Source organism: Nostoc sp., from assembly GCF_036916575.1.
GTDB lineage: Bacteria > Cyanobacteriota > Cyanobacteriia > Cyanobacteriales > Nostocaceae > Nostoc.
The window spans coordinates 81,266-106,498 of the sequence record NZ_JBALGC010000041.1; the positions used below are offsets into that span (position 1 = coordinate 81,266).

The following is a 25,233-nucleotide window of genomic DNA, read 5'->3' on the forward strand; positions in this document are numbered from 1 at the left end:
CTTCCAAGTATAACCTGGAAACGAGATTTTAAATCTGTGTTTATCTGTGGTTTTATTTTCCCTATTACTGCATTTCGTCGTATTCCGGGGTTTCAACTCGTCTTGCTTCCATCCGCGAAGCAGGCAGAAACTCGGCACGGCGTACCGGAACCAAGGGTGGCGTATTTCCTTGGTAAGGGTGAATCACTTGTACAGTACGGGCTGGACGCTGCCGTGGTGAGAATAAAGCCAATACCCCAGCGACAACAACACCACCACCAATAGTGAGAGTTGCACCTCCCACAGCCCAAAGCACGGGTGAAGACCACCAAGTATTTTGCGGTTGGAATGTTGCTGCTGTTTTTTGTTGGTTATTCTGCTGGGCTAATTGCCACTGCTGCTGAGTATTGAAATTTTGGACTTGGCCTTGGAGTTGTTGATTTTGCAACTTTAACTGTTCATTGTCGTTTTTTAAACGCTCCAGCTGCATCTGCGTGTTCAGCTTCTCCATCTCTAGACGCTGGTCAGTATTAGGAGCAACTGATGGCTGATTAGGATTAGGATACATTGGTTGCCCATAAGGCCCGTAAGGATACATTTGTGGCTGCATTCCTTGGGGCGCTACTACAGTACCTGGCATTTGCGGAGCAACAGCGAAGTTAGATTGTAGGGGAATATTTGTTCCTTTGAGCAATACCAGAGCCGCCAGCCCAGCTACGGCCACTCCGCCGATAAATGCCATACTCTCACTCATCGCCTTTGCTCCTTGATTGCGACGTAACTATAACCATTTGTGACTGACTCACTCTCACACTCATAAATTATGCCTACTCGATTTCACATAATACTCAAACTATAAGCGACCGTATCAGCTGGTTTTTTTTACATCTTGATATCTGATGTTAATATTCAAAACCATAACGGTCAAATTGTCTACCAAGTAAGGATAGAAAAACTGCGCCGTTATACTTCTTAATCTACTTACCCGTCTAATCAAGAGGAGTATTTGTGCTGGTGTTAGTGGTCTTGATGGCTGCCTTAAGACTTTGGCAAAATTCGGCGATCGCCGAAAGTCCCTGCTCTGGTGTCCCTTGGGCTAACCGTTTTACAATAGCGCTACCCACGATCGCTGCATCTGCACCCCATTCCTTTACCTGAAGGGCTTGGGTAGGTTCGGAGATGCCAAAGCCTACACCAATGGGTTTATCAGTAACACTACGAATTTGTTTGAGTAAATCAGACACGCGGTTTTCCAGTTGCGATCGCATCCCTGTAACCCCTGTGACGCTGACTAAATAAATAAATCCTTGGGAAGAACGAGCGATCGCTTCTATGCGTTGGGCAGAACTGGTGGGAGCGACCAACAAGATTACGTCAATTCCCATCTTACTAGCTGCTTGGAGCAAGCCTGCTGCTTCCTCTAAAGGTAAATCAGGTATTACCAATCCTGAGACCCCAGCAGCAGCAATTTGCCCAAGAAATTTTTCAATCCCACGGTGCAAAATTGGGTTGTAATAGATGAACAGGACAATGGGCGATCGCAGTTTAGGAGTAATCCCTTGCAACATTTCCACCACCTGCTCTAATTTCGTTTCCTTTTGCAAGGCGCGGGTAGCAGCAGCTTGAATTACTGGCCCATCCGCCAGAGGATCGGAGTAGGGTATGCCCAGTTCTATAATGTCGGCTCCACTGCGATCTAGAACCTGCAACGCTTTTACTGTTGTTTCTAAATCTGGATCGCCAGCAGTGATAAACGGAATCAGAGCGCACTCACGATTTTGCTTAAGGGTTTCAAAGCAATCAGAAATTGCAGTCATTAGTCATTAGTCATTAGTCATTCTTACAAAATTCTGAGCAGAGGTTTCTCCGATCAGACTTTGCGCTTGGTCATTAGTCGTTGGTAATTCGTAACTAACAAAGGACAAACGACAACTGACCAATGATAACTTTACACCTGGGATTGCTCTTCTTGTTCTATTTGGGCTTGAATTCGCGCTAGTTCTTCGGGAGTAAGCTCTTCTAGCCGCTTTTGCAGAAAGTCTTGCTCATACTGTTCCCGCTGTTGATGGTAGGTCATTTTTTGTCCCACCGCACGGAAAAAATAGCTGGCTAACCAGCCAACTAACCCACTGACTAGTAAGACTTGGCTCCATATACCAGCTTTCTGATTATCCAAACCGACTAGCTGCAATCCTACATATGCCAAGCCGCCGACAATAAAAACACCCAAGCCAATTCCAATAGCGTCAATCCGTCGCATGAGAGTTATGACCTACCAATCTCGTTAAACTTGAATTTGTCGCCGTTGAGGTCGAAAATTTACAAACGGCGATAGAACCAACAAACCCGGAAAGAAGAAAAACACCAAAAAGTACATAAAGGTACGCTCGATGGAGGTAGCTACATACCAACGCTGCTTCAGGTACAGCAAGATAGCAACGGGGATTACTAGAAGGTAAGCTCCAGCCAAAATCAGATACAGCAGGGCGACAATCATAACTTTTTTGTCTAAGCATCTGTTTTCCATCATAGGCTGAAGAGCCAGACTTAGAGAAGTATAGTCATAATGCTTTCAACATAACTGCGCCATAATTCCTCGTCTATGTCCAGATGACAGACAATATGGCGGTTCTCGTTTGAGTGCAGTACAGTTTTGACCTCTCTCCAAACCTCTCTCCTAAGAGGAGAGAGGCTTTGAATCTTACTCCCCTTCCCTGTTAGGGAAGGGGTTGGGGGTTAGGTCTGTATTCGACTCAACTGCAAACCGCTATATTATGTCCGCTCAATTAACCAGAATTCTTCAAAACCCCACCTTGCAAGCTCTTAGAGGAGCCAAAGCGCAGCTTTGGCTCTTTAGAGTACTTTTACTATAGGCAATTCAACGGACATCATAACAAAAGCTAATATCGTGCTATTATGGTAAATTCTCTAGCAAACAAATACTCTAGTCAGACAATAGCGAAAACTCATTGAGATATTACGAGGAAACAAACAAGACTTTCAACTTTGAAAAACAATCGCAAAATCTGGAAAAAATATTTTCAATCTAGTTGGACAAAAGACACAATTGATGGTGGAATAGATGAGGAGGTATTTGCTGCCTTCACAAAATAACTAGTTATACTAGTTGCCAAACACCAACGGGGGTGTGGCGGAATGGTAGACGCTACGGACTTAGATAACTGAGCCTTGGAGGAGAAATCTTTCAAGTGGCAGCTCTCAAACTCAGGGAAACCTAAATCTGGTGACAGACATGGCAATCCTGAGCCAAGCCGAAAAAAGTCGTGAGTACTGAGTACTGAGTAAATTCAAAACTCCTAACTCTTAACTCCTAACTATTCGGAAGGTGCAGAGACCCGACGGGAGCTACCCTAACGTTAAGTCGAGGGTAAAGGGAGAGTCCAATTTTCAAAACCTGAGTTGGCTATTGCCATCAGGTAGCAGTGAAAACTGCGGGAGAATGAAAATCCGTTGACCGTAAAAGGTCGTGTGGGTTCAAGTCCCTCCACCCCCATTAAAAATTTAAAAAGATGAAGCGGCTAATGTTATTAGCCACGCGATCGCATGAACAACCTTAGGACTTACGCATCAAGTACGAAATGTAGGGGCAATTCATGAATTGCCCCTACGATAAATCAAGGCTTTCACTGCCTTTTTGCGTAAGTCCTGAACCTTTGCAAATGGCAAAGTTTGATAAACAAGCTGCCCTAGAAGCACTTTGTCAAGGACAAACTGTGATTCTCTTTTGGTGCGATGCCTGCGGCGGGCTACGCCAACGCATTCACGAACTCTTACACCAAAACCTCAAACGCTTTAGCGAGTAATATGAAGTACTATTACGCTGCATAAGAATGCTTATTAGCACTTTTATACTGCTGATAAACATGGAGAAATACTATATTACTAAGGTTGTCTACATCGCTATCATCGTAGGCATCTACAGGTAAACCCGTGTCTTCGCTGTATAAATAATCGTAAATAAAACTTTTAATTGTGGCTCTTGTAGATTCCTTATCTCGCCAGTTTTCTAGTTGCTGTAATTGTGATTTCACGGCTTCAATTAAAGACTGAGCAACTTGTTTGACGCGGTTTCTAATTCTGGTATCCAAATTATCTTTAGATGAGCAAAGCAAGTCAAAAACGGCAAGATGTTCTTCGCTTAAACCTTCGCGGACAGCACGGGTGTTTTCTTCAGATAAGTCATTGACAAGTTTCAGCAGTTCCTCAAATGTTTGTTCAATGGCTACTCGGTCAGTTTCGCGGTTATAGTTTTGAATAACTTGTTGATAGCGCGTGTAGTAGTCAATGCGAGATGGGTTTTGTTGTATCATTCGCTGAAGTTGGCGTTCAACTGCTTCTTTCAGGGTTTGGACTGAGGTATTTTTAGTTGGGGAATTGGCAAATTCTGCTTTTAATAACTTAAAGTCTATCTTGCTGATATTGTAAGTTTTGCCTGACTCTGAACCTGGAAGACGGGAAGTATCAACGTTGATGAACTCGCTAACAATACCTTGTAAGGAACGGAGGACAGCGTTGATATCTAGAGATATTTTGTGTTGTTCGTGTAAGTATTTGTAAATTTGCTCTATGGCGTTATATCTTCCTTGGTAAAGTGCTGTTAATTTCGGTTCAGTAATTAACGCCTGTTTCTTTTTAAAGACTTCCCTGGCTAAAACTTCAAAGCGAGCGCGAGATTCATCGTTAGTACAAACTGTATTAACTGCACTTGCTAAAGCAGCAATTTTATCAAATCCTGCTGTTTCTACCAATTCTTGCAAGTCAAACCCTAGATTGGCGATGTGGTCAATACAATTTTGAAGTGCGATCGCATAATCTTCTTGTAATTGATTTAGGTCGTTGTAAGGTGTGATACTTTCATCTTCACTTCCAACTTCTGCACGAGAGTATCTTGCTAGGGCAGCACGGAGACTTGTTAAAATACCGTTGTAATCAATTAATAAGCCGTTATTTTTCCCTTCATAGACGCGGTTTGCACGGGCGATCGCTTGCATGAGAGTATGTCCTTGCAAGGGTTTATCTATATATAATGTGGCAAGGCTGGGGACATCAAAGCCTGTTAACCACATGGCGCAGACAATCGCAAAACGGAAAGGGTGTTTTTCGTTCTTAAATTCTTCCTCTAGATTGCGACTTTTGATAATTTGGCGATGGGGAATTATATCTAAACCCCAATCTTTGAAAGTTTTAACTTCGTTTTGAGCTTCGCTGATTACAACTAAATATTCCGTTGACTGCAACCATTGCAAATGTTGCTGGTGTTCCACTTCTTCTTGTTCATCAGCAGCTTGTTTGACTAATTGTTTCTATGCTTGTATTGCTTGTTTCCAGTATTTATCGATAAGTCCGTACATTCGCACGGCGGTAATCTTATCTAGACAAACAAGCATGGCTTTTCCTGTTTGCCAACGTTGGGTATAGTGAGCTACTAAGTCTTGGGCGATTCGATCTAAACGTTTTTCGGCGGTGAGGATGAGATATTCTCCCCCCAAGCGGCGATAGACAGCTTCTTCTTGTTCCGCGTCGAGGTCAAATTGTTCAATCGCAGTAGCGAGGCGTTGATTTAATTCCTCCGAAGCTGCAACCTGGCGTTGACTACCTTTGTCGTCATAATATAATTCTTCGCCTCGATTGTCGTAGTACAGAGGAACAGTTGCACCATCTTCGACAGCACGTTGGAAATCGTAGGTGGAAACGTAACCGCCGAAAACTCGACGGGTAAGTTGGTCTTCTTCCGACTCCATTAAGGGTGTACCAGTAAAGCCGATGAAAGATGCATTGGGTAAGCTGAAACGCATATTTTCCGCAAGTTTACCGTATTGGGTACGGTGCGCTTCGTCGGAAATGACGATAATATCGGGACGCAGGGAGTAAATCTCACCTGGTTTGTTGAATTTGTGAATTAAGGTGAAAACGTAGCGATGGTTGTCTTTGAGTAATTCAGCTAATTTTTCACCACTGGCGGCTTGGGTGTTAGTCTCTTTGATAGCACCAACGCCAGCAAAGGTTTTTACAATTTGATTATCTAATTCTTGGCGGTCTGTGACGATAACAAAGGTAAAATTACCTGGTAATTGGCGGTGGGCTTTGCGAGTCAGAAATGCCATTGAGTAAGATTTACCGCTACCTTGAGTATGCCAAAAAACGCCAAGTTTACCTTCTCGGACTTCTCGCTGTTGAACGGCGGTAAATGCGCGGTTAACACCAAGAAACTGGTGATTACGAGTCAGTATTTTGATAGTTTTACCGCTACTGTCATCAAAGAGAATGAAGTTTTCGATGATGTCGAGGAAATTGTCTTTACGGCACATCCCGATTAACATTGTTTGGTAGTCAACTTTACCTTTTTCCTCTTCCTTTAGACGTTTCCATTCTTGAAAATGACTATAGCGACTGGTGATGCTACCTACTTTCCCCTCTATTCCATTACTCAACATAACTATGGCGTTGTGATGGAAAATTTCCGGGATAGTGTCTTTGTAATCGGTGTAGTTTTTTTCGTAAGCGACTCTGACGTTGCAGTGGGTGGCTTTAAGTTCAATAAATAGTAAAGGAATTCCATTAACAAAACCGATGATATCAGGCCGTTTGGAATAGAGAGAACCTTTAATAGATAACTCCCGCACAACCAGGAAATGATTATTTTCGGGGTTTTGAAAGTCAATCACTTTCAGGCGGGGATTGATGGTTTCACCCTCTGAGTTTTTGTAGGGTTTCTCTAGGATACCTTCGCGGATGAGTTGATATTTTTTCTGGTTTATGGTGATTAATTGGTCTGAAATATTGGATGTGGTGAATGCAAGGGTCGCATCGTCGTATACTTGCTGTGGATGACCAGGGTTAAGTTTCTCCAGTGCTTGGCGAAGATAGCGTGTGAGGACAACTTCTCGTTTATCTTTGCGTCCTAGTGTACCGTTAGTGCCGAAGGTTTCTTTTTTGTATGCGTAAACTGAGTGCCATTTCAGGGTTTGTTCAAAGAAATTAGCGGTAGTTTGTTGCACCAGGCGGTCTTCGGAATATTCGGAACTCATGGGGGTGATAGGTGATACAGGTCGCTATTCTATTGATAGCTTTGGGATTGGGTAAGTAGCAAGTATCACCTTCAAAATAATTTTATATGCTTTCTCTTTTTGAACTTTTCTGTAAGCAAAAAGGCTTATTATTTTCTCAAAATACTTGATTGCTTTCTCATTTCGGTAGATTCAGCAAGCAAAAAGGCTTATTGCTTTCTCAAAATGCTTGATTGCTTTCTCATTTCAGTAGATTCAGCAAGCAAAAAGGCAGATTGTGTTCTCAAATGCTTGATTGCTTTCTCATTTCAGTAGATTCAGCAAGCAAAAAGGCTTATTGCTTTCTCAAAATGCTTGATTGCTTTCTCATTTCAGTAGATTCAGCAAGCAAAAAGCCATATTGCTTTCTAATTTCGGTAGATTCAGCAAGCAAAAAGACATATTGCTTTCTCAAACTGGAGTTTGCTTTCTGATTTCGGTAGATTCAGCAAGCAAAAAGCCATATTGCTTTCTCATTTGAGTAATTTACTAAAGTGATGCAATAGAAAATTCATCAGTAGGGTGTAATGTCACTTACTAATCGCTGGATTTAGAACCGCGACTGCTTGTAGACTACCTGTAGGGTGGCTTCCCGGCGGGTAGAAGTTGGCTATCTAGATAGCAGCTGATATTTAACCCACAGCATAATCTGTAAATTGGCGCTTAAATGGCGAATGAAAGCCGATGACAATATCCTGTTTGGGAATACCTAAATTTGCTAAATCTTCTCCAACTTCATTTTCTGTACCGTTGTGTTGCAGCCAAACTTTACCATCTTTGATGTCTAGATGTAAAAAGCAACCATAAACACGACGGTCATTTTTCCAGCCGACATTTACAAGTTGATAGTGGTGACGTTCTGTGTCAAAATTTAATTGGGTTTCAATTTCTGGATCTTGACTGGAGATTTCAGCGTATTCTTGGAGAAGTTGCTGAATTATTTGTTCGTATTTTTTTAGTTTATCCATTCAACTATCTCCTCCGTTACAGGTTTATAAGTAATCAATTTAAGCTGATATGTTTTAATAATATTTTGTACAAGTCTGATGGTGAAGAAGGAAGTATATGTATCAATGGGAACTGCTAAATAGAGAGTACGGTCTGGTTCTTGTTCAGACAATGCTAGTCGATAGTTAATAAACTGTCCTAAAGCTGTGTGAAATTCAGAAATTGCAGATGTTTTAAAAAAGCTTTTAATTTCAACAGCAATTTTTTCACCCTCTCTTTCTGCTGCTAGAATTCTTTCCGCGCCTAAGTCTATGTACATATCCCCTAACTCGAAACTGACGGGTAAGGGATCATGGGTAATTTTCCACCCTTCTTTTTCTAGCCCTTTTTTGACTGCGTTGTGAAAGATATCTCTGGCTGGCATGATATAGCATTATAAAGGATTTTCTACACGGCGATGCTTCCGTTCATGAGGGGAGGGAGGAGTAAATCGCGGGCTTGGCGAAGATTATAGTTATATTTTTTTAATATCTCAATCTGTATAAGAATTGAATTAGCAAAATTATCAAACTTACGTTGGAGTTGTTCGCTAGGAAGAAGAATTTTAACTTCGTGGATTACATTTCTATTTAAAGTTGGTACGGCTGCACCTGCTTGATAGCTGTTTAAGTCCATCTGCGAGAGTAAGCAATAAGCAAAAGGTGGTGTAACCTTTTTAAACTCTTTTACCCATAATGTTGTGTTCAATGGCCAGAAATGTTTCTGTACATACATTACAGAACCTACTGTTCCGCTTCTTCCTGTCACAACACCAGGAGCTTTTACTTTAGGTGTATCATGAAATCCATTAATTCCGGTTGATGCATATACAGGGACATCTCCAGACTTTCGATTTTTACTTGGAAGGTCAAAACCTCTCTGAAGTATCAAAGCTTCACCAAACTCTACACGACTCCACCCATCTGGAATGCCATTAACTACCTTCACCGACTCGTAGCCAGGGAAGCGCGATCGCACAAACCATTCTTTGTAAAGCTGGTGGATGGATTCTTCCAGCAGTGCTATTCGGCGGTTGTTGTTGTCGATGAGGCGATCATAAGTTGAAAGAATCTCAGCTATGCGTTGTTGGGTGGGTAGCGGAGGAAGAGGAACTTGTAAGCGACTAAGAATTTTTTGATTGAGATTTGCAATATTCGTACCTCCACCATACGCTGATAGAGTTTTTCGGATAAGGTCAGACCTGAAAAGATATGCAAAAAATCTAGGAAATGCTTGATTTGAAGTAAATCTTGTACGAATGCAGAAACCTGAAAATGTAATTGGTTCTGGAGGAGATTCTATAAACAAACTTCGACCAATTAAATCTTTATTCCCATTAGAGCGAACAAATAAAATATCATTATTTTGAAGTATGTCTTCTTCTTTAACTACTCCTTCAGGATTAACTTCTTCTAATTCGTTATATCGAGGTTTAATATAGTTTTGAAAGTTCACTACACCAACAACTTTTATCCCACTACCAAAATTATTTTGATTATAGTTAATACCATTTCTGAATTCTGCTAAATCTCCCAGTTCAACAATTGACCAACTCATCCTATTATTGTCAACTCCTCAAAGTTTGCCGCAATACTCGCCGCTAACTCCACCGCTTCCTCATTCAAACTCGCCAACTCTAAATGAATTTCCCGCATTCTCTCCTTAAAATCATCTTCATCTTCCCCATCCAAAGCGGTCACACCGACATAACGCCCAGGTGTTAAACTACTATCTTGCTGGGTTATTCCATCCTGCGTTACCACTTTACACAACCCCGGTACATCAACTAACGCCGCTTCGGGAAACCGAGTTTGTAACCAGCTAACTTGCGCTTTCACATACAGCGTAGACTTAATAGCAGAAATAGCTGTGTCTCGCGCTGTATCCAGTGCATCACGTTGTTTTTTAATTTCCTTCGCGTCCCAAGTTTCTTGTTTACGTGCGTCTAACTTTTTCTCCGCCAGTTCCACAGCGCGAGTACCGAGTTTATGCACTTCGTTGATGTGCTTTTGCAGGGTTTTCAATTGGGGAATAAATTGTATAAACCTTGTTGCACAGTCTTTTTGCGCTTCGTTGATTGACCTCTCCCCCAACCCCTCCCCTACAAGGGGAGGGGAGTAATTATCTTTCCCCCCTTCCCTTGTAGGGAAGGGGGGTAGGGGGGTTAGGTTATTCTCTGCAAACCATGCAAGATGCACTTGTAATTCACCAATTAAATCTTGTCTCGCCTCAGCCAATTCTTTAATTCCCGCCTCTAACTCAGACAAACTAGCGCGGAAAGTCTCTACATTCTCATTGGCGATATCTTCAGCAACTAATCCCTCAACTTCGGGTAACTCCTTTAATAAAGGAAGCGAAGCACCAAGGCGATCGCTAAAATTCTGCAATAATTGTGTCAACTTAGTTAAAGGTGACTCCAACTGTATCAACGCACCTTCAATAGTCGCCGCTTCTTGATGCGTCTTGTTTAAATAATCTTGCACCAACCCTAAATAACGTTCTTGCTGACCACGATACAACCAAGCGATCGCAGTGATATTCTGGAGTTGTTCTTCACTAAAATCGCGGATTTTGCGCGTCACTACCCGATAAATATTTCGCGCATCAATCATCAATACCTTGTCTTGGCGTTCTGCTGGTTTTCCCTTGTCGAAAAACCACAATGTACAAGGTAGAGATTTTGTGTAAAAAAAGTTTGTCCCAATAGAAACAATCATATCCACCGCTTGAGTAGCGATTAACTCCTCTCGAATCTCCTTTTCCCCATGTCCCGCATCCGATGCAGAACTCGCCATTACAAACCCGGCTCTACCTCGCTCATTTAAATAACTGTAAAAATACTGTATCCACAAGTAATTTGCATTGCTCACTGCTTTAGTTTTCGCAGCAATTCCTGGTATCTTTTTCTCAGTAAACAGCCGGGGGTCAGTTTTCACCTTCTCTGGACTTACCCCATCGACATTAAACGGCGGGTTAGACATGACAAAATCACATTCACCTAGCAACTCTTCCCAGCGATCGTAAAAAGTATTACCCTGGCGAATTATCCCTTCTAAAGCGTGAACCGCTAAATTCATTCGCGCCAAACGAGTGTTAGTGTCCGATTTTTCTTGTCCGTAAAAAGTAATTTTTGCAGCTGCATCCTCACCGCGATTTTCGAGAAAATGTCCCGTCTGCACAAACATACCCGCACTACCACAAGCAGGGTCTAAGACATTTCCCCGGTCAGGTTCAATCAGATTTACAATTGTGCGTACCAAAGAAGGTGGTGTAAAAAATTCTCCTCCTTCCTGTGCGCCACTCATGGCAAATTTATTCAGAAAATACTCATAAATTCGCCCAAATACATCACCTGTGGCTTTCCGTAACTCTTCCCGGTCAAAAATTCGCACTAAATTATACAGCAAATCCTGCTCAAAACTGGTGTACTCCTTCGGTAACACCCCCTGCAACATCTCAGTTTCATCCTCAATCGCTTTCATGGCTGCATTGATCGCCTTGCCAATATCTGCGTTTTCTGCCAAATTCAAGATGCGATCGTACTGAGCTTCTTCTGGTAAAAAAATTGCTGACTTTCCTTTAAAGTCATCTTTGGTAATTGGGCGTTTTTTTCCACCCCGCGATGGTAAACTCTTTTCAATCTCCGTCTTTACTGCATTGAAGCGATTTGTCGCATGGCGAAGAAAGATTAGCCCAAGTACGGGCATACTGTATTCATTAGCATTGAGTTTTGAGTTAGCACGGAGTTGGTCTGCGGCTTCCCACAAGGAAGATTCAAGTTGACTGATATTGAGCATAGTTTGTTAGCGCTTAGGCGAAATTATCACTGTCTACTTCGCCTAAAAAATTATGAATTTACATATTAACTGTTCTGGCAACCAGGGAATCTGTTATTTTTCCGCTAGCCCAAACAAATATACTTAGCACATTTAATTCCTTGAGCGGAATTTTTTAACCTAAAATAACGTCCCAACAACGATCAGACGGTTGGAGAGAGACGCGATAAATCGCCGTCTCTACAGCAAATCTATTCGTTAATTATTTCTTGACACACTAGGCGATCGCAACTCAAACCCACTAAGCGTTTACACCTCATTTCCCCTGACTTGGTGGGATTTTACCCTCATTCTGAGCTTGTTTAATTGCTCGTTTCACAATTAACACTGCCATTTGAGACAAAGAACGCTCCTCTGCATCAGCCAACAATTGCAGGGCTTCTTTGTCTTCTTCTTCCATATAAAGAGTTACAGTTACTTTTCCCATGTCAGCATCATAAGCGATTTTGTTTGTTTTTGCATTAAATACATTAAAATACACTAATTAAAACAAAAACACTTTATTTTAGCGTATAATTACAGATAAGTCAAAAGCCAGCCATCAACTTTCTCAGGGCGGATGCTGGCTTTTGGCCCCCATATCACAGGAGACATATACAATGTTAAAGCCTGTTAGCTACAAAACAGATGAACACAGAGCTTATCAACAAGCTTTAGATGATTTCGGCATTACAGAATTACTAGCAAAGCTCAAAAATTACTCTGATGCTGACTTTGATAGCACTTGGATGCAACTCCAGCAGCAAGAAATAGAAACTCTAGCTGCGATTTTGATTTCTCAGTTAACTCAGAGTATCAATAGTAAGTTGATTGCTGCTTATCTCAATCTCATCCGGCACAGTAACCAAGATATAGTCCCAGGCTTGATTAACCTGAAATATCCAGATGCATCTATTGAGCTTCCTGTCAACTTTCCTGATGTAGCGAAGACACCCAGATTTTTATATGGCGATCGCTTGCGTTGGATCTCTGCCCAAAGTGATACTGACTGGGGCATTGTCATTGGTCGATTTTATAGCTTTGCTTATCATCGCTGCTGCTGGAGTTGGTGCTACCTGATTTGGTTGAGCAAAGACAGTCGCAGTGCAGCTTGGACATCTGCCGATATTGCTTGGGAAGAAGATTTAGAACCAATCAGAGAGGAAACAAAGTTATGAATCCTCATCCACTCAAGCAGCAAGAGCAAGATTTGATGCAATTCTACAGTTATTGTCAATTGGGTATGACTCCCAAGCAATTTTACTGCAAATGGCAAGTGAACCATGAACAAATGGCGCAGATTTGCGATCGTTCCCTGTCTACAGTTCGACGCTGGTTTGCTAGAGGTAAAAACTACCGCCGTCCCATGTCAGCCGATTTACGCCACTTTGCACTGATGAACTTTTTGCTGGAACACTTTGAGGAGATTCCCGAAGAACTTTTGCAGAAGATGTGTTTTCCAGATAAGAGTGAGTAGAAACTGAATCTAATTTCAATATCAAAATGATATTTCTTGCCAGCCACCGTCACAGTAGGCTGGCTTTTGTCTTGGAAATTACAGATTTTACTAGGAGAATTCGATGACTTATCTTGAAAAGCTCAGTCCTTGGTGTATAGTCCGGCTTTTACCTAATATGCAAAACCAAGTTGTAGCTCGTTTTCGTCGCCGCAGTGATGCAGAAGCTCATTTACAAGTTTTACGTAGGCTTATCCCCAGCTTGAGTTTTACACTAATTTTCAATGTGATGCTGGAACAGTAAGACCAAACTGCATAAAATACTACTTGCAAAACTTAATACCTTCGTCAACTGCTGAAATGCCCCTTAGTAGCGATCGCCACTGTTAATATTGATTAACAGATTCTTCCAGAATTGGTGTGGGTATATTTTGGCAGTTTGAGGATTCACGATGGCAAGCCTATCGATACTGGACATCGAAGAACTAGCAGAGGGCTGTGACGTTGAGGCCAAACAGGCATCAGGTAGGGATGGACAAGGTGAACTACCTAAAAGTTTCTTTGAGTCTTATTCCGCAATGGCTAACACCTACGGTGGTGTTATTTTTTTAGGTATTGAAGAAAAACCTAAAGGGAAATTTAGTCTCACAGGTATTGCCCTTCCAGATCGCGTCCTCAAAACCCTTTGGGATGGGCTTAATAATCGCCAGCGAATCAGTATTAACTTGCTGACTGATAAAATGGTCGAAGTAATCGAAGTACAAAATAGGCAAGTAATTCGCATTGCCGTTCCGCGAGCGAGGCGATCGCAGCGTCCAGTCTATGTAGGGCAAAATCCTTTAACAAGTACTTATCGAAGGAACTACGAGGGAGATTACCTTTGTGATGAAGAAACTGTTAAACGGATGCTCGCAGAACAAGTAGAGGAAGTGCGGGATGCCCGGTTACTGGAAAACTATGGTTTTGATGATATTGACCTGAATACACTTAAAGCATACCGAAATCAATTTAAAGCTACTAAACCCGATCATCCTTGGCTCGATCAAGATGATAAAGAATTTTTACAATCCATTGGTGGTTGGCTACGCGATCGCCAAACAAGCAAAGAAGGATTGACTGTAGCAGGTTTGTTGATGTTTGGTAAACTCCCGTCAATCCTTGAGGGAGTGCCTCACTATGTAGTGGACTATCAAGAACGTCCAGAGCCAAGAACAGAGGCTCGCTGGGTAGATCGTGTCACTACAGATGGAACGTGGTCAGGAAATCTTTATGATTTTTACCGTCGGGTTATCCAAAAACTTTTCTCAGAACTCAAAGTTCCCTTCAAACTCAAAGGTGCAAAACGAGTAGACGATACACCTGTACACGAAGCTTTACGTGAAGCATTAATTAACACAATAATTCATGCCGAATATACTGGACGAGTACCAATACAAATTATTAAGCGCCCAGATATGTTTGTATTTCGGAACCCTGGCATAATGCGACTACCTCTAGAGGATGCGTTACAGGGTGGTACAAGTGATTGCCGTAATCGCAAGTTACAAAAAATGTTTCAGCTTGTGGGTATTGGAGAACAAGCTGGTTCAGGTATTCCCAAAATTTACCGTAACTGGAGCCAGCAGCACTGGCGACTACCTGCGTTGCTAGAAGAAGTAGAGCCAGATCAAACACTACTGGCAATGCTTATGGTCAACCTACTGCCAGAGGAAACTCTTAGAGAACTTGACGAACGATTTGGTTCCGAATTTCGAGAATTATCAGACGATCAACGCCTTGCTTTAGTGACGGTAGCGCTTGAGGGGAAAGTTACTCATGCTCGACTCAAGTGTATGAGTGCTACTCACCCACACGATTTAACCAAGGCATTATCTGCTCTTGTTAGAGATGGCTTCCTTGAATCTAGCGGCATTGCTCGCGGAACTTTCTATTTTTTTCCGGGCGAGCCTCCTAACGTAGAAGTTGACTTAGTAGCTCAAAACTATAAATTTTTAGAAAAAACTAGTCCTGAAGATTTGTTGTTAGGGATTATACCAGAGGAGATTTTTGATGATTTAGAGTTAAGCTCCGATGATTTGGAGCCAAGCTCCGATGATTTGAAGCCAAGCTCCGATGATTTGGAGCCAAGCTCCGATGATTTGGAGCCAAGCTCCGATGATTTGGAGTCAAGCTCCGATGATTTGGAGTCAAGCTCCGATGATTGGGAATTACTTTTAGTAATTGCAGCAACTGTCAGAAATAAGCGCAAGGTATCAATAGATATTATGGAAGTAACAATTCTAAAGCTTTGCCAAGGAAGGTTTTTGAACCACAAACAACTTCAAGAGTTATTAAATCGTTCTCATAACACATTACGGCTTGGCTACCTAAGCAAGATGCAAAAGAAAGGTCAACTGGAGTTACGATATCCTGAGAAACCTACTCACCCCAATCAGGGATATCGCACCAAAAAGTCAAGCAGTAATAATTTTTAGGACTTAAGCGCTTTTTTGATACTTAATATCTCTACAAACAGTGTTCGACATCTATAACAACACCCATCCTCCCACAGCGCAGGCATTTTGAAAGGAGCTTCACAATTTGGACACTTCGCTAAAAGCTTGAGTTGATGGCGATCGCATTTCCACACCGATTTATATTGCCTTAGCCGCTTCATCTTGCAAGATTGAACAACGCCTAACGGCATCAAGCCACGAATCACTTCAGACTCAAAGAGGATGGGCAATCGTGATTGGTTGAGCAACGCCTAACGCTTGTGATCCATTCTAAAAAATCCGGTGCTTTCCTGCTTTCCATGCTTGATGGACTCACGGCAAGCTTATCCTTCCAATTTAGACTAACGGCAAAGTTATGGTTCCAAACTGCCAATTTCATTCAAAATTAGCTGACGCAAGAATGAGGGTTATAGTATTGTTGACGGCAAAGTTATGGGTAAAGTCACACCTATAGAAATTATGGGCGGGTTGTATTTAATGGTAAATCAACTCGTCCATATAGTTTTGTATTGCCTTTGATTGCTAAAACTAAGTAATTTAACGGAAATATTTGATAAAGTATTAAACAATTTATGTTTAATACTTTATTTATAGTCCGAGTTTATCAAATTTGTGTAAAAAGATTACTGAATCTCTGAAGAATAGATTGATGCTACTGTGCACCAAGGTTAAGCTGTTAATAATATGAACAGGAAGCCTTTTTGTACTGAGAACTGGAATGACCGCCAATAGTTTACCAATTAGTCAGGAAGATCCGCGTTGTGTTACATCTAACACTAGACAGCTAAATGTGCAAATTGCACAAGAGGAGGTTTATAATTTCTTTGTAGAAATTGTCAGGAAATTGCCACCAGAGGATGTTTTACGGGAATTCAAAGGTTTATTTATAGACGGTCTTGATTCCGAGGATTCCGCTTATACACCTGGAATATACAGCATTTTTCTAGATGATAATGAACAGGAGTTATGTAATACACTTAAGCGGTGTTGCTACATCATAATTAATAATTGGAAAACCAACAGAAAAGACAAATATATTCAGAAATTAGTTAATTTATTTGTTAATGAAAATCTGAAGATAAATATCAATAATCCTTCAGGAGTAAAAATTTGTAAAAGCTGGCTAGAAAATTTTGTCAACAGCAAAGACTACCAAGAACTGAAATTATTTTTTATTAAATATGACGCATTATCTAAAGGTCATTGGGCTAATCGCTACAGTTCTTATTTATTAATTGATCAATCTGTTAATGAGAATAATCCCAAAGAGCAACAAGAGGCTGCTAGAAGGCTTTCTAAACAGATAAAAGAAAAATTTAAGTTTGAACTAGCAATGTATATTGCTCGTTCTCAATCTGCCGTATCAAGCACAACACGCTACACAAATCCCAGTATTTTGGGAGACCATGTTCTGCGTTTAATAAAAGCAATTGTCTTAAAAAGAGGTGTGTTTAGCCATGAAAATATTGCCCATATATTTATTAAGCAAACTCAAAATCAAACTCTTGAAGAATTTAAAATAAATCTAGGAAAATATCTCTTCTTTTCTGTAGAAAATCAAGAAATAGTCGAGACTTGGCGGCAGCAATTTGCAGATACTTTATCTTTATGGAAGACGGATTATAATCAAAAAATTATCACTAAAGAATTGCTCCTGAGAAGCTGTAATCGAGCCATTGATTGCTTGACAACAGAAAATGGAAAAGAACCTTCGTCATTATTTATCTTATTGCTTAACCAAGGTCATTCTCTAACATTGGTGATTATACTATTAAAGATTATTTTAATTTGTAAAAATTCTCGCAGGCATTTAGAAACTCGGATTGCTCATTTGATTCGTTTTTATGAAAAGTATTCAGAAGAAGAATGCAAAGGAGTAATATATTTTATAGAGATTTTTAATATCACGTTTGCAATTCATGCAGAAAACGTAGAATACAACTTGATTAAGATAGAAGAACAAAGCAGTAATCCGCAGTTGGATCTGGATGGTTATCGTGTGTTTTCACAAATGAAGGTAGATAGACAAAAATGAGTGTCGCATGATTCATGATTTAGCAAGGCGTTCGTCTAACCAAGCTAGGGCAGCACCCGCAGTTTCAGCTAGAATACTAATGAGGCGATATAGAGCGATCGCACTAAATACTAGGGCGGCTGGAAAGTGGTGTCGTAAAAGTTCATATGCAGTCGCTTCAAACACACCTAACCCACCAGGCGCACCCGGAATGATAAACCCTAACAACCAAGCGCAACTAAAAGCCCCTAACAATAAAGGAATTTGATTCGCATTCAACGAATCCAGGGCGAACAAAGTTAATATAAACCCAGTTCCACGCAGTCCCATAAAGCCCAATTCTCCTAACAAAGGTCGTAGGGGATAGCTTTTAAGACTGAAGGGAACAGTTTGCTCAGTGGTGCCAGCAGACTTTTTTGCTTTCAATCTGTACAAAAAGCGAATAACTGGGTTTAAAAACCAAGGATGAATAGCACAAAGGACTACAGCTAAACTCAGCAATTGTAGTATTCGCAGAACAAGGGTAGTATTAGCTGCCGCAAATTGGCTACTGCATAGGACAATGATGATTAAAGCAGCCGCTAGCATCAGTAGCGGTTCCAGCAAAACGCTTAAGGTGGCTGCACCAGCAGAAATATTGGCGTTTTTGGCGGCTACAATTCGCCCGTAGTGATGCCAGATATTTCCTGGTAAATACTTAGCTATATTCGTTTTTAGGTAAACTTGGATGAACTGGGAAGATGATACAGGTTGATTTAACTCTTGCAGAATCCAAGTCCAGATCCAGCCAGCCCAAGTATGTGCTAGTAAAGTGACGCCTGTCGCGATCGCTATAATTGCCCATCCTAACTGATCAATGCGGATAGCAGTCACTTCAAGCCAATTATCCTTCAAAGCTTTCCCTAAAAAAAACAGCGTTCCGCCCAAAATTATCCAGCGTAAAAATTGCTTCATTAATTTAGTAATTTAACGGTTAGACCAACAAAGGCTGAATACCTCAACTATTACAGTACATCAGCTACCTATCCAAAGCTTTTGAAGTATTAAACAGGTTTATGTAGTTATTTTTTCAGAAAGTATATTATTTTATTTTATATCTCTCTAGAGTTAGATAAAAATATTCTATTGGTACTAATTAAAATGTGGCCTGCGCTAGAGGTAAAGTTAATTTTATTATTCATATCCTTAGTAGAGGTTATCGAAACTGAGCGAACCAAAACAAGCACAACAAGTTGCTGACCAATCCAATGATTCAGCAAACTATTAGCTTATTAATATTTTGGTAAGGAGGACTACGTGAACACTGTGAGAGTATTCTTGAAAAAAATAAGATTGCGCCAGATATTAACTATCTTTTTAGCTGGACTATTGTTGATAGTTAGCACTGCTTGTAGTGGGGCAAATGCTCAAGGTGCAAATCCACAAAATCCGGCTGTACAAGCTGGTGGAGCAAACAATCCTTATAAGAATGGTGGAGACAACTATACCAACAACAGAATGTCCACCGATCCGAAAATAACAAACCCAAAAGCCAATCAGGGACGCGACCAAGCTAGCTTACAACCAAGTTCGCAATTGTTGATTGCTACAAATAGAGAATCTGAGATCCTTTATCCTGGTGCTGAGACACCAGCAGGTCGAATCCAGAAAGAAGCAGAACTGCGAATCATCACAGATAAGGACTTTCGCCAGCCTGAAGCAGGTGGTTTGATTCAGGATGAATCAAATGTAGGAGATCGGGTTAAAGATCGTCTTGAGACTGTAAAAGAGGCTGTTGAAGAAGCTTCCGGCTTTTTGAAAAAGAAGCCAGATGAAGCTAAAGCAAGACCTTAATTACAACTAAATCCAGTAGTAGACAAATAGAACCCTTATTTTGTCTGAATGCTTGGGATACAAAATTAATTTCAAATGCTATCTTGGTTGAAGTTTAACTTAGTCAGAAAAATGCAAGGAGTTAGAAGTATGAAAAAAGCAATGAATTGGCTGAAAAACATTCGTCCCTTGAAAGTTTTAACTGTTTTTTTAGCAGGAATATTCTTATTTCTGACACAAGCTTGTGGTGCTCCAGGAATAGCAACACAGCCACCACAACCTGGCGCTCAAGCACCTAATATGGAACGATATGATCCCACAAAAGATTATCCTCTGTCTTCTCCTGCTGGTGGGATAAATAACTTTAGTGATGTAGATCCTAGAGCGAAAGATGAAAAGGCAGCGAATGACAGAGGTGATGCGCTGGCAAAAAATGCTCAAAGAAATATTGAGCAGAAGGGAGCTGACAGCCCAGAGCAATATGGCGAAAATTACAAACAAGGGACATCTCTTGGTGGAAGAGTGAAGAACCTGGGTGAAGATATAGGTAGTTCAGCTGAAGAAGTTCGCAAAGGTCTTGTTAAGGGAACTCAGCGAGGAATTGAAAATATCAAGAGTAATACCCAGAATGCTGCCGAAGACGTGACAAAAAATGTTCAGCGTGGAGCTGAGGATGCTGGTAAAAATGTTCAGCGCACAGCTGAAGATGCAGGCAACGCAGTGAAGAGAACAGTCAAAGACGTTGATTGAAATTAATTATTCAATCTCCTATAAAAATATGAAAGCGCCCACAGACTTTTAGTCTGGGGCTACCTAAACAAAGCCTGCCTACGCAAGCTTTGTTTGAGTTTTTAGGGGGATTTAATTCCCCAGTTAAAACATAATTAACGCGATGTGCAACTTAATATTCTAACCTCTCTCGTAAGAGGAGAGAGGCTTTGAACTTTCCCCCTTCCCTATGAAGGAAAGGGTACTGGGGGGTTAGGTTTGAGTAAAAGCACACGCAGGTGATAAACCTCTCCCTGCCTTGAACTAAAGTTCAAGTCTGTCTCTCTTTGAGTCTGAGAGGGACGGTTTTGCGTAGTAAAACTAGGGAAAGGTCTTTTGATTGACCTACGCAAAGAGATTTACGCCCGAGTTGAGATAGAGCGATCGCTTGTATGATTTGTGATAATGGTGCGATCGCACCATTATCAGCTAGACACAACTTACAAATACTTTTGCAACAATAATCCTAACTTTTCCTTCGTCGCCGTTGGTGCTTTATCCAACTGAGTCAAAATCGCATGTTGCAACGCCGAATGCGCCTCACTGGTTGGTGGATTTTCACTTAAGCGCCGCACAGTTTCTTGAATCACCCTTTGAGCATTCACCGCATTCCGCAGCAAATTGCCAATCACGATCTCCACTGTCACAGTGTCATGGCCTGGATGCCAACAATCATAATCTGTTACCAGCGCTAAAGTTGCATAAGCAATTTCCGCTTCCCTTGCCAACTTCGCCTCTGGTAAATTCGTCATCCCAATGATTGTTGCACCCCAACTGCGGTAAAGATTCGATTCCGCCTTTGTGGAAAAAGCTGGCCCTTCCATGCACACATAAGTACCGCCGCGATGGAGGGTAACTTCTGGTAAATTGAGAGATGCGATCGCATCTGCCAACACAACAGCCAAATTCTTACATATTGGATCACCAAAGGCAATGTGAGCCACAATTCCTTCACCGAAAAACGTCGAAATCCGATTTTTCGTTCTGTCAATAAACTGATCTGGCACCACCATATCCAGTGGTTTTGCCTCTTCCTTCAAGGAACCCACAGCACTAGCTGAGATTAAATATTCCACGCCCAATTGCTTCATTGCATAGATATTAGCGCGAAACGGTAACTCAGACGGTAAAAGCGTGTGATTGCGACCATGACGCGCCAAAAAAGCTACCCGTGTACCATCCAAAGTTCCCAGAATCAAAGCATCAGATGGTGAACCGAAAGGAGTCTGGACATGCACCTCTTCTATATCTTTGAGCGCGTCCATTTTATACAGACCGCTACCACCAATAATCCCAATACTAGCTTGAGGCATGATTCTGAACCTGTTCTTTGCTGATCTGCTAAGTTATTTTATCGAAAATGGGAGTAGCAGCAAAGGCAGTCAGCCCCAACTCTAGGAGACGCTACGCGTAGCTTGCTTCCCCGGAGGGGTACGGGGAAGTCAAAAAATTTGTTTACGTGCAGATAAAAGTCATCACCCAATTATTCGAGGATTGATTATTAATTTTTAGCAATCAAATCTCTGATAATTTTTGCAGATTATATGGTTATGATTAGTCCTTCACTTAATTGTCATCATAGCGTGTAATCGTTGATGTTTAATGTATATAAATGTTAAGTAGACGCACTCCTGATCAGGGAGAGAAAGTAAGGGTTATACTTTTGGAAAAAGACTTGTTTTAACCCCTGCTTTTAACATTTTCATAAATCAATGGCTCTCAATTTTCGCTTTGCGGTAGTCAGCGACTTACACTTGGCACTTCCCCACACAATCTGGGATCATCCCAGCCGATTTCATCTAGTGGAAGTCAGCATCTCGGCGTTTAAAACTGTATTAGAACATTTAACACAACTCGATTTAGATTTCTTGTTGTTACCAGGAGATTTAACTCAGCACGGCGAACCGGAGAACCACGCCTGGTTACAACAATGTTTAGCCCAGCTACCTTTTCCCGTCTATGTTGTTCCTGGTAATCATGACGTTCCTGTGCTGTCGGCTGATCAGCAATCAATTGCTTTTGCGGATTTTCCCTACTATTACACGAAGTTTGGCTATGACGATCCACGGCAGATTTACTACATTCGTCAGTTATTGCCTGGAGTTAAGCTGATTGGACTGAATTCTAACTCCTTTAATGACCAGGGGGAGCAGGTGGGGTATTTGGATACCAAACAGCTACGGTGGTTAGAAGAGGTGCTGGCGGCGTCTGGTGATGAATTAGTTTTGGTGATGGTGCATCATAACGTGGTCGAGCATTTGCCCAATCAATCAAGCCATCCACTGGCAAATCGATACATGTTGGCGAATTCAGCACAACTGTTGCAGTTGCTGAGGCGCTATGGAGTCAAACTAGTGTTTACCGGGCATTTGCACGTTCAGGATATTGCTTACTCAAACGGAGTATATGATATTACCACTGGCTCTTTAGTTAGTTATCCTCACGCTTATCGGGTGCTAGAGTTTCATCGAGATAACCAAGGTAAAGAATCGTTACAAATTTTATCGCATCGGGTAGAGTCAGTGCCTGAGTTCCCCAACTTGCAACAGTCATCGCGGCAGTGGATGGGCGATCGCTCTTTTCCCTTCTTAGTCAAGCTATTAACTCACTCTCCATTAAACTTACCATTATCACAGGCAAAAGAATTAGCTCCTGGTTTGCGAGACTTCTGGTCAATTATTGCCGATGGGGATGCAGTATTAGATTACCCCCACTTTCCGCTAGAAGTGCAGCGTTATATTCAGACCTATAATGCATTGGCGCAGCCCAACCCAGGTATGGCTACTAATGGAACTTTTACCCTGATTGATAATAACAGCACACTTTTGCTGGGTTAGGAGTGATCGGTAGCCTCTTTGCATCAGCCCCCGGACTATCACGCTGACTGGCACGCTGACTGGACTTGGTTCGACAACTCCTTCAAAGATTGCACACAGTATTTACCCTGTTATTGTGTGTTCCTTTTTAGATAGCGATCGCTCCTGCCATAATTCTCTGATCAAAAGTCACCTTAACAAGGCTACTCCTAACTAATTACCGATATCTTCATTCCAAAGTTCCGAGTTAGTTTCAATAAACTCACTCATCATTTGTTCGCATTCGTCAAGATTAAGATCAATTACTTCCACACCGTGAGATACCATAAATTCTTTAGCACCAGGAAAAGTTCTGGATTCTCCAGCGATGACTTTTTTAATGCCAAATTGTACCACTGCTCCAGCGCAGAGGTAACACGGCATTAAAGTTGAATAGAGTGTTGTACCTTTGTAGCTGCCAACTCTCCCAGCATTGCGGAGACAATCGATTTCGGCGTGAGTGACAGGATCGGCGTCTTGCACGCGTTTATTGTGTCCTCTGCCGAGAATTTTGCCATCCTTGACGAGAACCGAACCAATGGGAATTCCACCTTCTTGTCTGCCTTGTTTTGCTTCTTGAATTGCAACTTCCATAAACTCATTCATATTAATTCTCCTTTTATGTCAAAACAACTTGTATTAATGGATCATGATGGTGGTGTAGATGATTATTTAGCAACTATGCTGCTGTTGACAATGGATCATATTGAACTCCTTGGTGTTGTCGTCACTCCAGCAGATTGCTACATTCAACCAGCTGTTAGCGCCACACGTAAAATTATAGATTTGATGGGATTTTCTCATATCTCGGTTGCAGAAAGCACTGTACGCGGTATCAATCCATTTCCTACTCTCTATCGCCGTGATTCGTTTATCGTTGACCATCTTCCCATTCTCAATCAAAGCGAAACCATCACTACGCCTTTGGTTGCCGAAACAGGTCAAGATTTTATGATCAAGGTGTTGCGGGAGGCATCAGACCCCGTAACGTTGATGGTAACTGGGCCGTTGACGACGGTTGCAGTGGCTTTGGACAAAGCACCAGACATTGAAGCTAAGATTCACAAAATTGTGTGGATGGGAGGTGCGTTAAATGTCGGTGGTAATGTGGAAAAAAGTCTGGAAGCAGGACAAGATGGTTCTGCCGAATGGAATGTTTATTGGGACTCAATTTCAGCAGCGCGGGTATGGCAAACCCAAATTGAAATTATTATGTGTCCTTTGGATTTAACTAATAATGTCCCATTCACATCGGAATTAGTGAAAAAAATAGGGCGACAACGCCACTATCCCATCTCTGATTTAGCCGGACAATGTTATGCACTAGTTATCCCCCAAGATTATTATTTCTGGGATGTACTGGCAACAGCTTATCTAGGACACCCAGAATTCTATCAATTGCACGAATGGGAAACAGAAATTATCACCAGTGGTTTTAGTCAGGGGCGTACTAAAGTAGTTTCTAGTGGTCGGAAAATTTATGCAATGGATCAGGTAGATAAAGAGGCTTTTTATGGTTATATTTTGCAGCAATGGGCACGTTAAACAATCCAGATTTGAAATTTACAAGTAATTATGCAGCACTTGCGATCGCTTGGCATTTTGTCCATATTTTCTAGTGAAATATTATAAGGCTGCTCGGCATGACCTGGAAGCTGAATATAAAAGGGCGTAAATCCCTTATTTTGATAGGCTGCTTTAACGGCATCAATGGCAGATTTAGCAGAGATGCGTTGAGATTGAGGAATAATATTACCTATTTTTTCCTGAAGCGACCATTGCTGCAACTATGGCTGAAACACCAACAGACTTCCAGTAAGACCCACCAACACAATCACAAAGCCAACAGCTAAACCAAGATAGCGATGTAGCAAGAATATCCAGTGACGAAAGATTTTAGATTTCATGGCGATCGCTCCCAAGTATTATAAAACTGGCCAGAAAGAAAAAGTTACAGAGCCAATAAATTTATTTATGGGATTCTT

At 41.5% G+C, this 25,233-nt stretch carries 27 protein-coding genes; 10 read left to right on the plus strand and 17 right to left on the minus strand.

The genetic code is table 11. The features are described from left to right. Positions 1-64: 64 nt before the first annotated feature. The 4 genes from V7L29_RS10835 to ndhL all read right to left on the minus strand — a co-directional run bounded on the left by V7L29_RS10835 (position 65) and on the right by ndhL (position 2,476). The gene (locus tag V7L29_RS10835; protein WP_334691724.1) at positions 65-733 is read right to left on the minus strand and encodes a heterocyst differentiation related protein; all 669 of its coding nucleotides are present in this window, start codon (positions 731-733) and stop codon (positions 65-67) included. Between the two features lie 235 nt (positions 734-968). Then, on the minus strand, positions 969-1,796 hold the full coding sequence (gene trpA / locus V7L29_RS10840; protein WP_334735455.1) for a tryptophan synthase subunit alpha: 828 nt from the start codon (positions 1,794-1,796) through the stop codon (positions 969-971). A gap of 131 nt (positions 1,797-1,927) precedes the next feature. Further along, on the minus strand, positions 1,928-2,239 hold the full coding sequence (locus tag V7L29_RS10845) for a DUF3007 family protein (protein WP_334735456.1): 312 nt from the start codon (positions 2,237-2,239) through the stop codon (positions 1,928-1,930). A gap of 24 nt (positions 2,240-2,263) precedes the next feature. Further along, on the minus strand, positions 2,264-2,476 hold the full coding sequence (ndhL, locus tag V7L29_RS10850) for an NAD(P)H-quinone oxidoreductase subunit L (protein WP_334691763.1): 213 nt from the start codon (positions 2,474-2,476) through the stop codon (positions 2,264-2,266). A 1,117-nt stretch (positions 2,477-3,593) separates the two neighbouring features. Here ndhL and V7L29_RS10855 point away from each other — a divergent pair. Then, the gene (locus V7L29_RS10855) at positions 3,594-3,803 is read left to right on the plus strand and encodes a hypothetical protein (protein ID WP_334735457.1); all 210 of its coding nucleotides are present in this window, start codon (positions 3,594-3,596) and stop codon (positions 3,801-3,803) included. Between the two features lie 12 nt (positions 3,804-3,815). Here the strand turns inward: V7L29_RS10855 and V7L29_RS10860 are convergent, their stop codons facing one another. The 7 genes from V7L29_RS10860 to V7L29_RS10890 all read right to left on the minus strand — a co-directional run bounded on the left by V7L29_RS10860 (position 3,816) and on the right by V7L29_RS10890 (position 12,350). Then, positions 3,816-5,264, minus strand: coding sequence for a type I restriction enzyme endonuclease domain-containing protein (locus tag V7L29_RS10860; RefSeq protein ID WP_334735458.1), 1,449 nt, complete (start codon positions 5,262-5,264; stop codon positions 3,816-3,818). Positions 5,265-5,303: 39 nt separating this feature from the next. Continuing rightward, the gene (locus tag V7L29_RS10865) at positions 5,304-7,028 is read right to left on the minus strand and encodes a type I restriction endonuclease subunit R (protein WP_334735459.1); all 1,725 of its coding nucleotides are present in this window, start codon (positions 7,026-7,028) and stop codon (positions 5,304-5,306) included. Positions 7,029-7,678: 650 nt separating this feature from the next. Then, on the minus strand, positions 7,679-8,014 hold the full coding sequence (locus V7L29_RS10870; protein WP_334735460.1) for a XisI protein: 336 nt from the start codon (positions 8,012-8,014) through the stop codon (positions 7,679-7,681). After that, complete coding sequence (locus V7L29_RS10875) at positions 8,002-8,418, minus strand: XisH family protein (RefSeq protein ID WP_334735461.1); 417 nt, start codon at positions 8,416-8,418, stop codon at positions 8,002-8,004. Before V7L29_RS10875 ends, V7L29_RS10870 begins: the two co-directional genes overlap by 13 nt. 23 nt (positions 8,419-8,441) lie before the next feature. After that, a complete protein-coding gene (locus tag V7L29_RS10880; protein WP_334735462.1) occupies positions 8,442-9,590 on the minus strand; it encodes a restriction endonuclease subunit S in 1,149 nt (382 codons plus the stop codon). Continuing rightward, positions 9,587-11,830: a type I restriction-modification system subunit M gene (locus V7L29_RS10885; RefSeq protein ID WP_334735463.1), complete on the minus strand. Its 2,244-nt coding sequence runs from the start codon at positions 11,828-11,830 to the stop codon at positions 9,587-9,589. Before V7L29_RS10885 ends, V7L29_RS10880 begins: the two co-directional genes overlap by 4 nt. Before the next feature lie 295 nt (positions 11,831-12,125). Next, positions 12,126-12,350: a ribbon-helix-helix domain-containing protein gene (locus V7L29_RS10890; protein ID WP_334735464.1), complete on the minus strand. Its 225-nt coding sequence runs from the start codon at positions 12,348-12,350 to the stop codon at positions 12,126-12,128. Positions 12,351-12,468: 118 nt separating this feature from the next. On the opposite strand from V7L29_RS10890, the gene V7L29_RS10895 reads away from it, so the two are divergent. The 5 genes from V7L29_RS10895 (at position 12,469) to V7L29_RS10915 (ending at position 17,834) form a co-directional block, all read left to right on the plus strand. Further along, complete coding sequence (locus V7L29_RS10895; protein WP_334735465.1) at positions 12,469-13,026, plus strand: hypothetical protein; 558 nt, start codon at positions 12,469-12,471, stop codon at positions 13,024-13,026. Further along, the gene (locus V7L29_RS10900; RefSeq protein ID WP_334735466.1) at positions 13,023-13,325 is read left to right on the plus strand and encodes a helix-turn-helix domain-containing protein; all 303 of its coding nucleotides are present in this window, start codon (positions 13,023-13,025) and stop codon (positions 13,323-13,325) included. Before V7L29_RS10895 ends, V7L29_RS10900 begins: the two co-directional genes overlap by 4 nt. A 103-nt stretch (positions 13,326-13,428) precedes the next feature. After that, entirely contained in the window at positions 13,429-13,608 is a 180-nt protein-coding gene (locus V7L29_RS10905; protein WP_334735467.1) for a hypothetical protein, read from the plus strand. Between the two features lie 148 nt (positions 13,609-13,756). Next, positions 13,757-15,778: an ATP-binding protein gene (locus V7L29_RS10910; RefSeq protein ID WP_334735468.1), complete on the plus strand. Its 2,022-nt coding sequence runs from the start codon at positions 13,757-13,759 to the stop codon at positions 15,776-15,778. A 739-nt stretch (positions 15,779-16,517) separates the two neighbouring features. Then, entirely contained in the window at positions 16,518-17,834 is a 1,317-nt protein-coding gene (locus V7L29_RS10915; protein WP_334735469.1) for a hypothetical protein, read from the plus strand. A gap of 12 nt (positions 17,835-17,846) precedes the next feature. Here V7L29_RS10915 and V7L29_RS10920 read toward each other — a convergent pair whose 3' ends face one another. Then, entirely contained in the window at positions 17,847-18,767 is a 921-nt protein-coding gene (locus V7L29_RS10920) for a lysylphosphatidylglycerol synthase domain-containing protein (RefSeq protein WP_334735470.1), read from the minus strand. A gap of 342 nt (positions 18,768-19,109) precedes the next feature. Here V7L29_RS10920 and V7L29_RS10925 point away from each other — a divergent pair, with 342 nt between their 5' ends. Further along, positions 19,110-19,646: a DUF6658 family protein gene (locus tag V7L29_RS10925; RefSeq protein WP_334735471.1), complete on the plus strand. Its 537-nt coding sequence runs from the start codon at positions 19,110-19,112 to the stop codon at positions 19,644-19,646. A 129-nt stretch (positions 19,647-19,775) separates the two neighbouring features. Beyond that, positions 19,776-20,375, plus strand: coding sequence for a hypothetical protein (locus V7L29_RS10930; RefSeq protein WP_334689124.1), 600 nt, complete (start codon positions 19,776-19,778; stop codon positions 20,373-20,375). A 289-nt stretch (positions 20,376-20,664) separates the two neighbouring features. Here V7L29_RS10930 and V7L29_RS10935 read toward each other — a convergent pair whose 3' ends face one another. Together V7L29_RS10935 and V7L29_RS10940 are read right to left on the minus strand one after the other, a co-directional pair. Then, on the minus strand, positions 20,665-20,832 hold the full coding sequence (locus V7L29_RS10935; protein WP_334689123.1) for a hypothetical protein: 168 nt from the start codon (positions 20,830-20,832) through the stop codon (positions 20,665-20,667). A gap of 1 nt (position 20,833) precedes the next feature. Further along, entirely contained in the window at positions 20,834-21,706 is an 873-nt protein-coding gene (locus tag V7L29_RS10940; RefSeq protein ID WP_334735472.1) for an S-methyl-5'-thioadenosine phosphorylase, read from the minus strand. Between the two features lie 399 nt (positions 21,707-22,105). On the opposite strand from V7L29_RS10940, the gene V7L29_RS10945 reads away from it, so the two are divergent. Then, positions 22,106-23,230: a metallophosphoesterase family protein gene (locus V7L29_RS10945; protein WP_334735473.1), complete on the plus strand. Its 1,125-nt coding sequence runs from the start codon at positions 22,106-22,108 to the stop codon at positions 23,228-23,230. Between the two features lie 192 nt (positions 23,231-23,422). Here V7L29_RS10945 and V7L29_RS10950 read toward each other — a convergent pair whose 3' ends face one another. After that, positions 23,423-23,854, minus strand: coding sequence for a nucleoside deaminase (locus V7L29_RS10950; RefSeq protein WP_334689120.1), 432 nt, complete (start codon positions 23,852-23,854; stop codon positions 23,423-23,425). A 15-nt stretch (positions 23,855-23,869) separates the two neighbouring features. Between V7L29_RS10950 and V7L29_RS10955 the strand changes: the two genes are divergently transcribed. Then, the gene (locus V7L29_RS10955) at positions 23,870-24,793 is read left to right on the plus strand and encodes a nucleoside hydrolase (RefSeq protein WP_334735474.1); all 924 of its coding nucleotides are present in this window, start codon (positions 23,870-23,872) and stop codon (positions 24,791-24,793) included. Here the strand turns inward: V7L29_RS10955 and V7L29_RS10960 are convergent. After that, positions 24,790-25,035 (minus strand): hypothetical protein, encoded by a 246-nt coding sequence (locus tag V7L29_RS10960; RefSeq protein WP_334689118.1) that lies wholly within the window; start codon positions 25,033-25,035, stop codon positions 24,790-24,792. The two genes, V7L29_RS10955 and V7L29_RS10960, sit on opposite strands and share 4 nt — an antisense overlap. Then, positions 25,036-25,155, minus strand: coding sequence for a PepSY domain-containing protein (locus V7L29_RS10965; RefSeq protein ID WP_334689117.1), 120 nt, complete (start codon positions 25,153-25,155; stop codon positions 25,036-25,038). Positions 25,156-25,233 lie beyond the last annotated feature (78 nt).

Bases quoted from the DNA above. Each gene is read 5' to 3' on its own strand.
- V7L29_RS10870 (WP_334735460.1), bottom strand. From the start codon at position 8,014: ATGGATAAACTAAAAAAATACGAACAAATAATTCAGCAACTTCTCCAA.
- V7L29_RS10885 (WP_334735463.1), bottom strand. From the start codon at position 11,830: ATGCTCAATATCAGTCAACTTGAATCTTCCTTGTGGGAAGCCGCAGAC.
- V7L29_RS10905 (WP_334735467.1), top strand. From the start codon at position 13,429: ATGACTTATCTTGAAAAGCTCAGTCCTTGGTGTATAGTCCGGCTTTTA.
- V7L29_RS10955 (WP_334735474.1), top strand. From the start codon at position 23,870: ATGTCAAAACAACTTGTATTAATGGATCATGATGGTGGTGTAGATGAT.
- ndhL (WP_334691763.1), bottom strand. From the start codon at position 2,476: ATGATTGTCGCCCTGCTGTATCTGATTTTGGCTGGAGCTTACCTTCTA.
- V7L29_RS10865 (WP_334735459.1), bottom strand. From the start codon at position 7,028: ATGAGTTCCGAATATTCCGAAGACCGCCTGGTGCAACAAACTACCGCT.
- V7L29_RS10920 (WP_334735470.1), bottom strand. From the start codon at position 18,767: ATGAAGCAATTTTTACGCTGGATAATTTTGGGCGGAACGCTGTTTTTT.
- V7L29_RS10845 (WP_334735456.1), bottom strand. From the start codon at position 2,239: ATGCGACGGATTGACGCTATTGGAATTGGCTTGGGTGTTTTTATTGTC.
- V7L29_RS10950 (WP_334689120.1), bottom strand. From the start codon at position 23,854: ATGAATGAGTTTATGGAAGTTGCAATTCAAGAAGCAAAACAAGGCAGA.
- V7L29_RS10915 (WP_334735469.1), top strand. From the start codon at position 16,518: ATGACCGCCAATAGTTTACCAATTAGTCAGGAAGATCCGCGTTGTGTT.
- V7L29_RS10895 (WP_334735465.1), top strand. From the start codon at position 12,469: ATGTTAAAGCCTGTTAGCTACAAAACAGATGAACACAGAGCTTATCAA.
- V7L29_RS10940 (WP_334735472.1), bottom strand. From the start codon at position 21,706: ATGCCTCAAGCTAGTATTGGGATTATTGGTGGTAGCGGTCTGTATAAA.
- V7L29_RS10875 (WP_334735461.1), bottom strand. From the start codon at position 8,418: ATGCCAGCCAGAGATATCTTTCACAACGCAGTCAAAAAAGGGCTAGAA.
- V7L29_RS10945 (WP_334735473.1), top strand. From the start codon at position 22,106: ATGGCTCTCAATTTTCGCTTTGCGGTAGTCAGCGACTTACACTTGGCA.
- V7L29_RS10930 (WP_334689124.1), top strand. From the start codon at position 19,776: ATGAAAAAAGCAATGAATTGGCTGAAAAACATTCGTCCCTTGAAAGTT.
- V7L29_RS10910 (WP_334735468.1), top strand. From the start codon at position 13,757: ATGGCAAGCCTATCGATACTGGACATCGAAGAACTAGCAGAGGGCTGT.
- V7L29_RS10900 (WP_334735466.1), top strand. From the start codon at position 13,023: ATGAATCCTCATCCACTCAAGCAGCAAGAGCAAGATTTGATGCAATTC.
- V7L29_RS10965 (WP_334689117.1), bottom strand. From the start codon at position 25,155: ATGAAATCTAAAATCTTTCGTCACTGGATATTCTTGCTACATCGCTAT.
- V7L29_RS10855 (WP_334735457.1), top strand. From the start codon at position 3,594: ATGAATTGCCCCTACGATAAATCAAGGCTTTCACTGCCTTTTTGCGTA.
- V7L29_RS10835 (WP_334691724.1), bottom strand. From the start codon at position 733: ATGAGTGAGAGTATGGCATTTATCGGCGGAGTGGCCGTAGCTGGGCTG.
- V7L29_RS10880 (WP_334735462.1), bottom strand. From the start codon at position 9,590: ATGAGTTGGTCAATTGTTGAACTGGGAGATTTAGCAGAATTCAGAAAT.
- trpA (WP_334735455.1), bottom strand. From the start codon at position 1,796: ATGACTGCAATTTCTGATTGCTTTGAAACCCTTAAGCAAAATCGTGAG.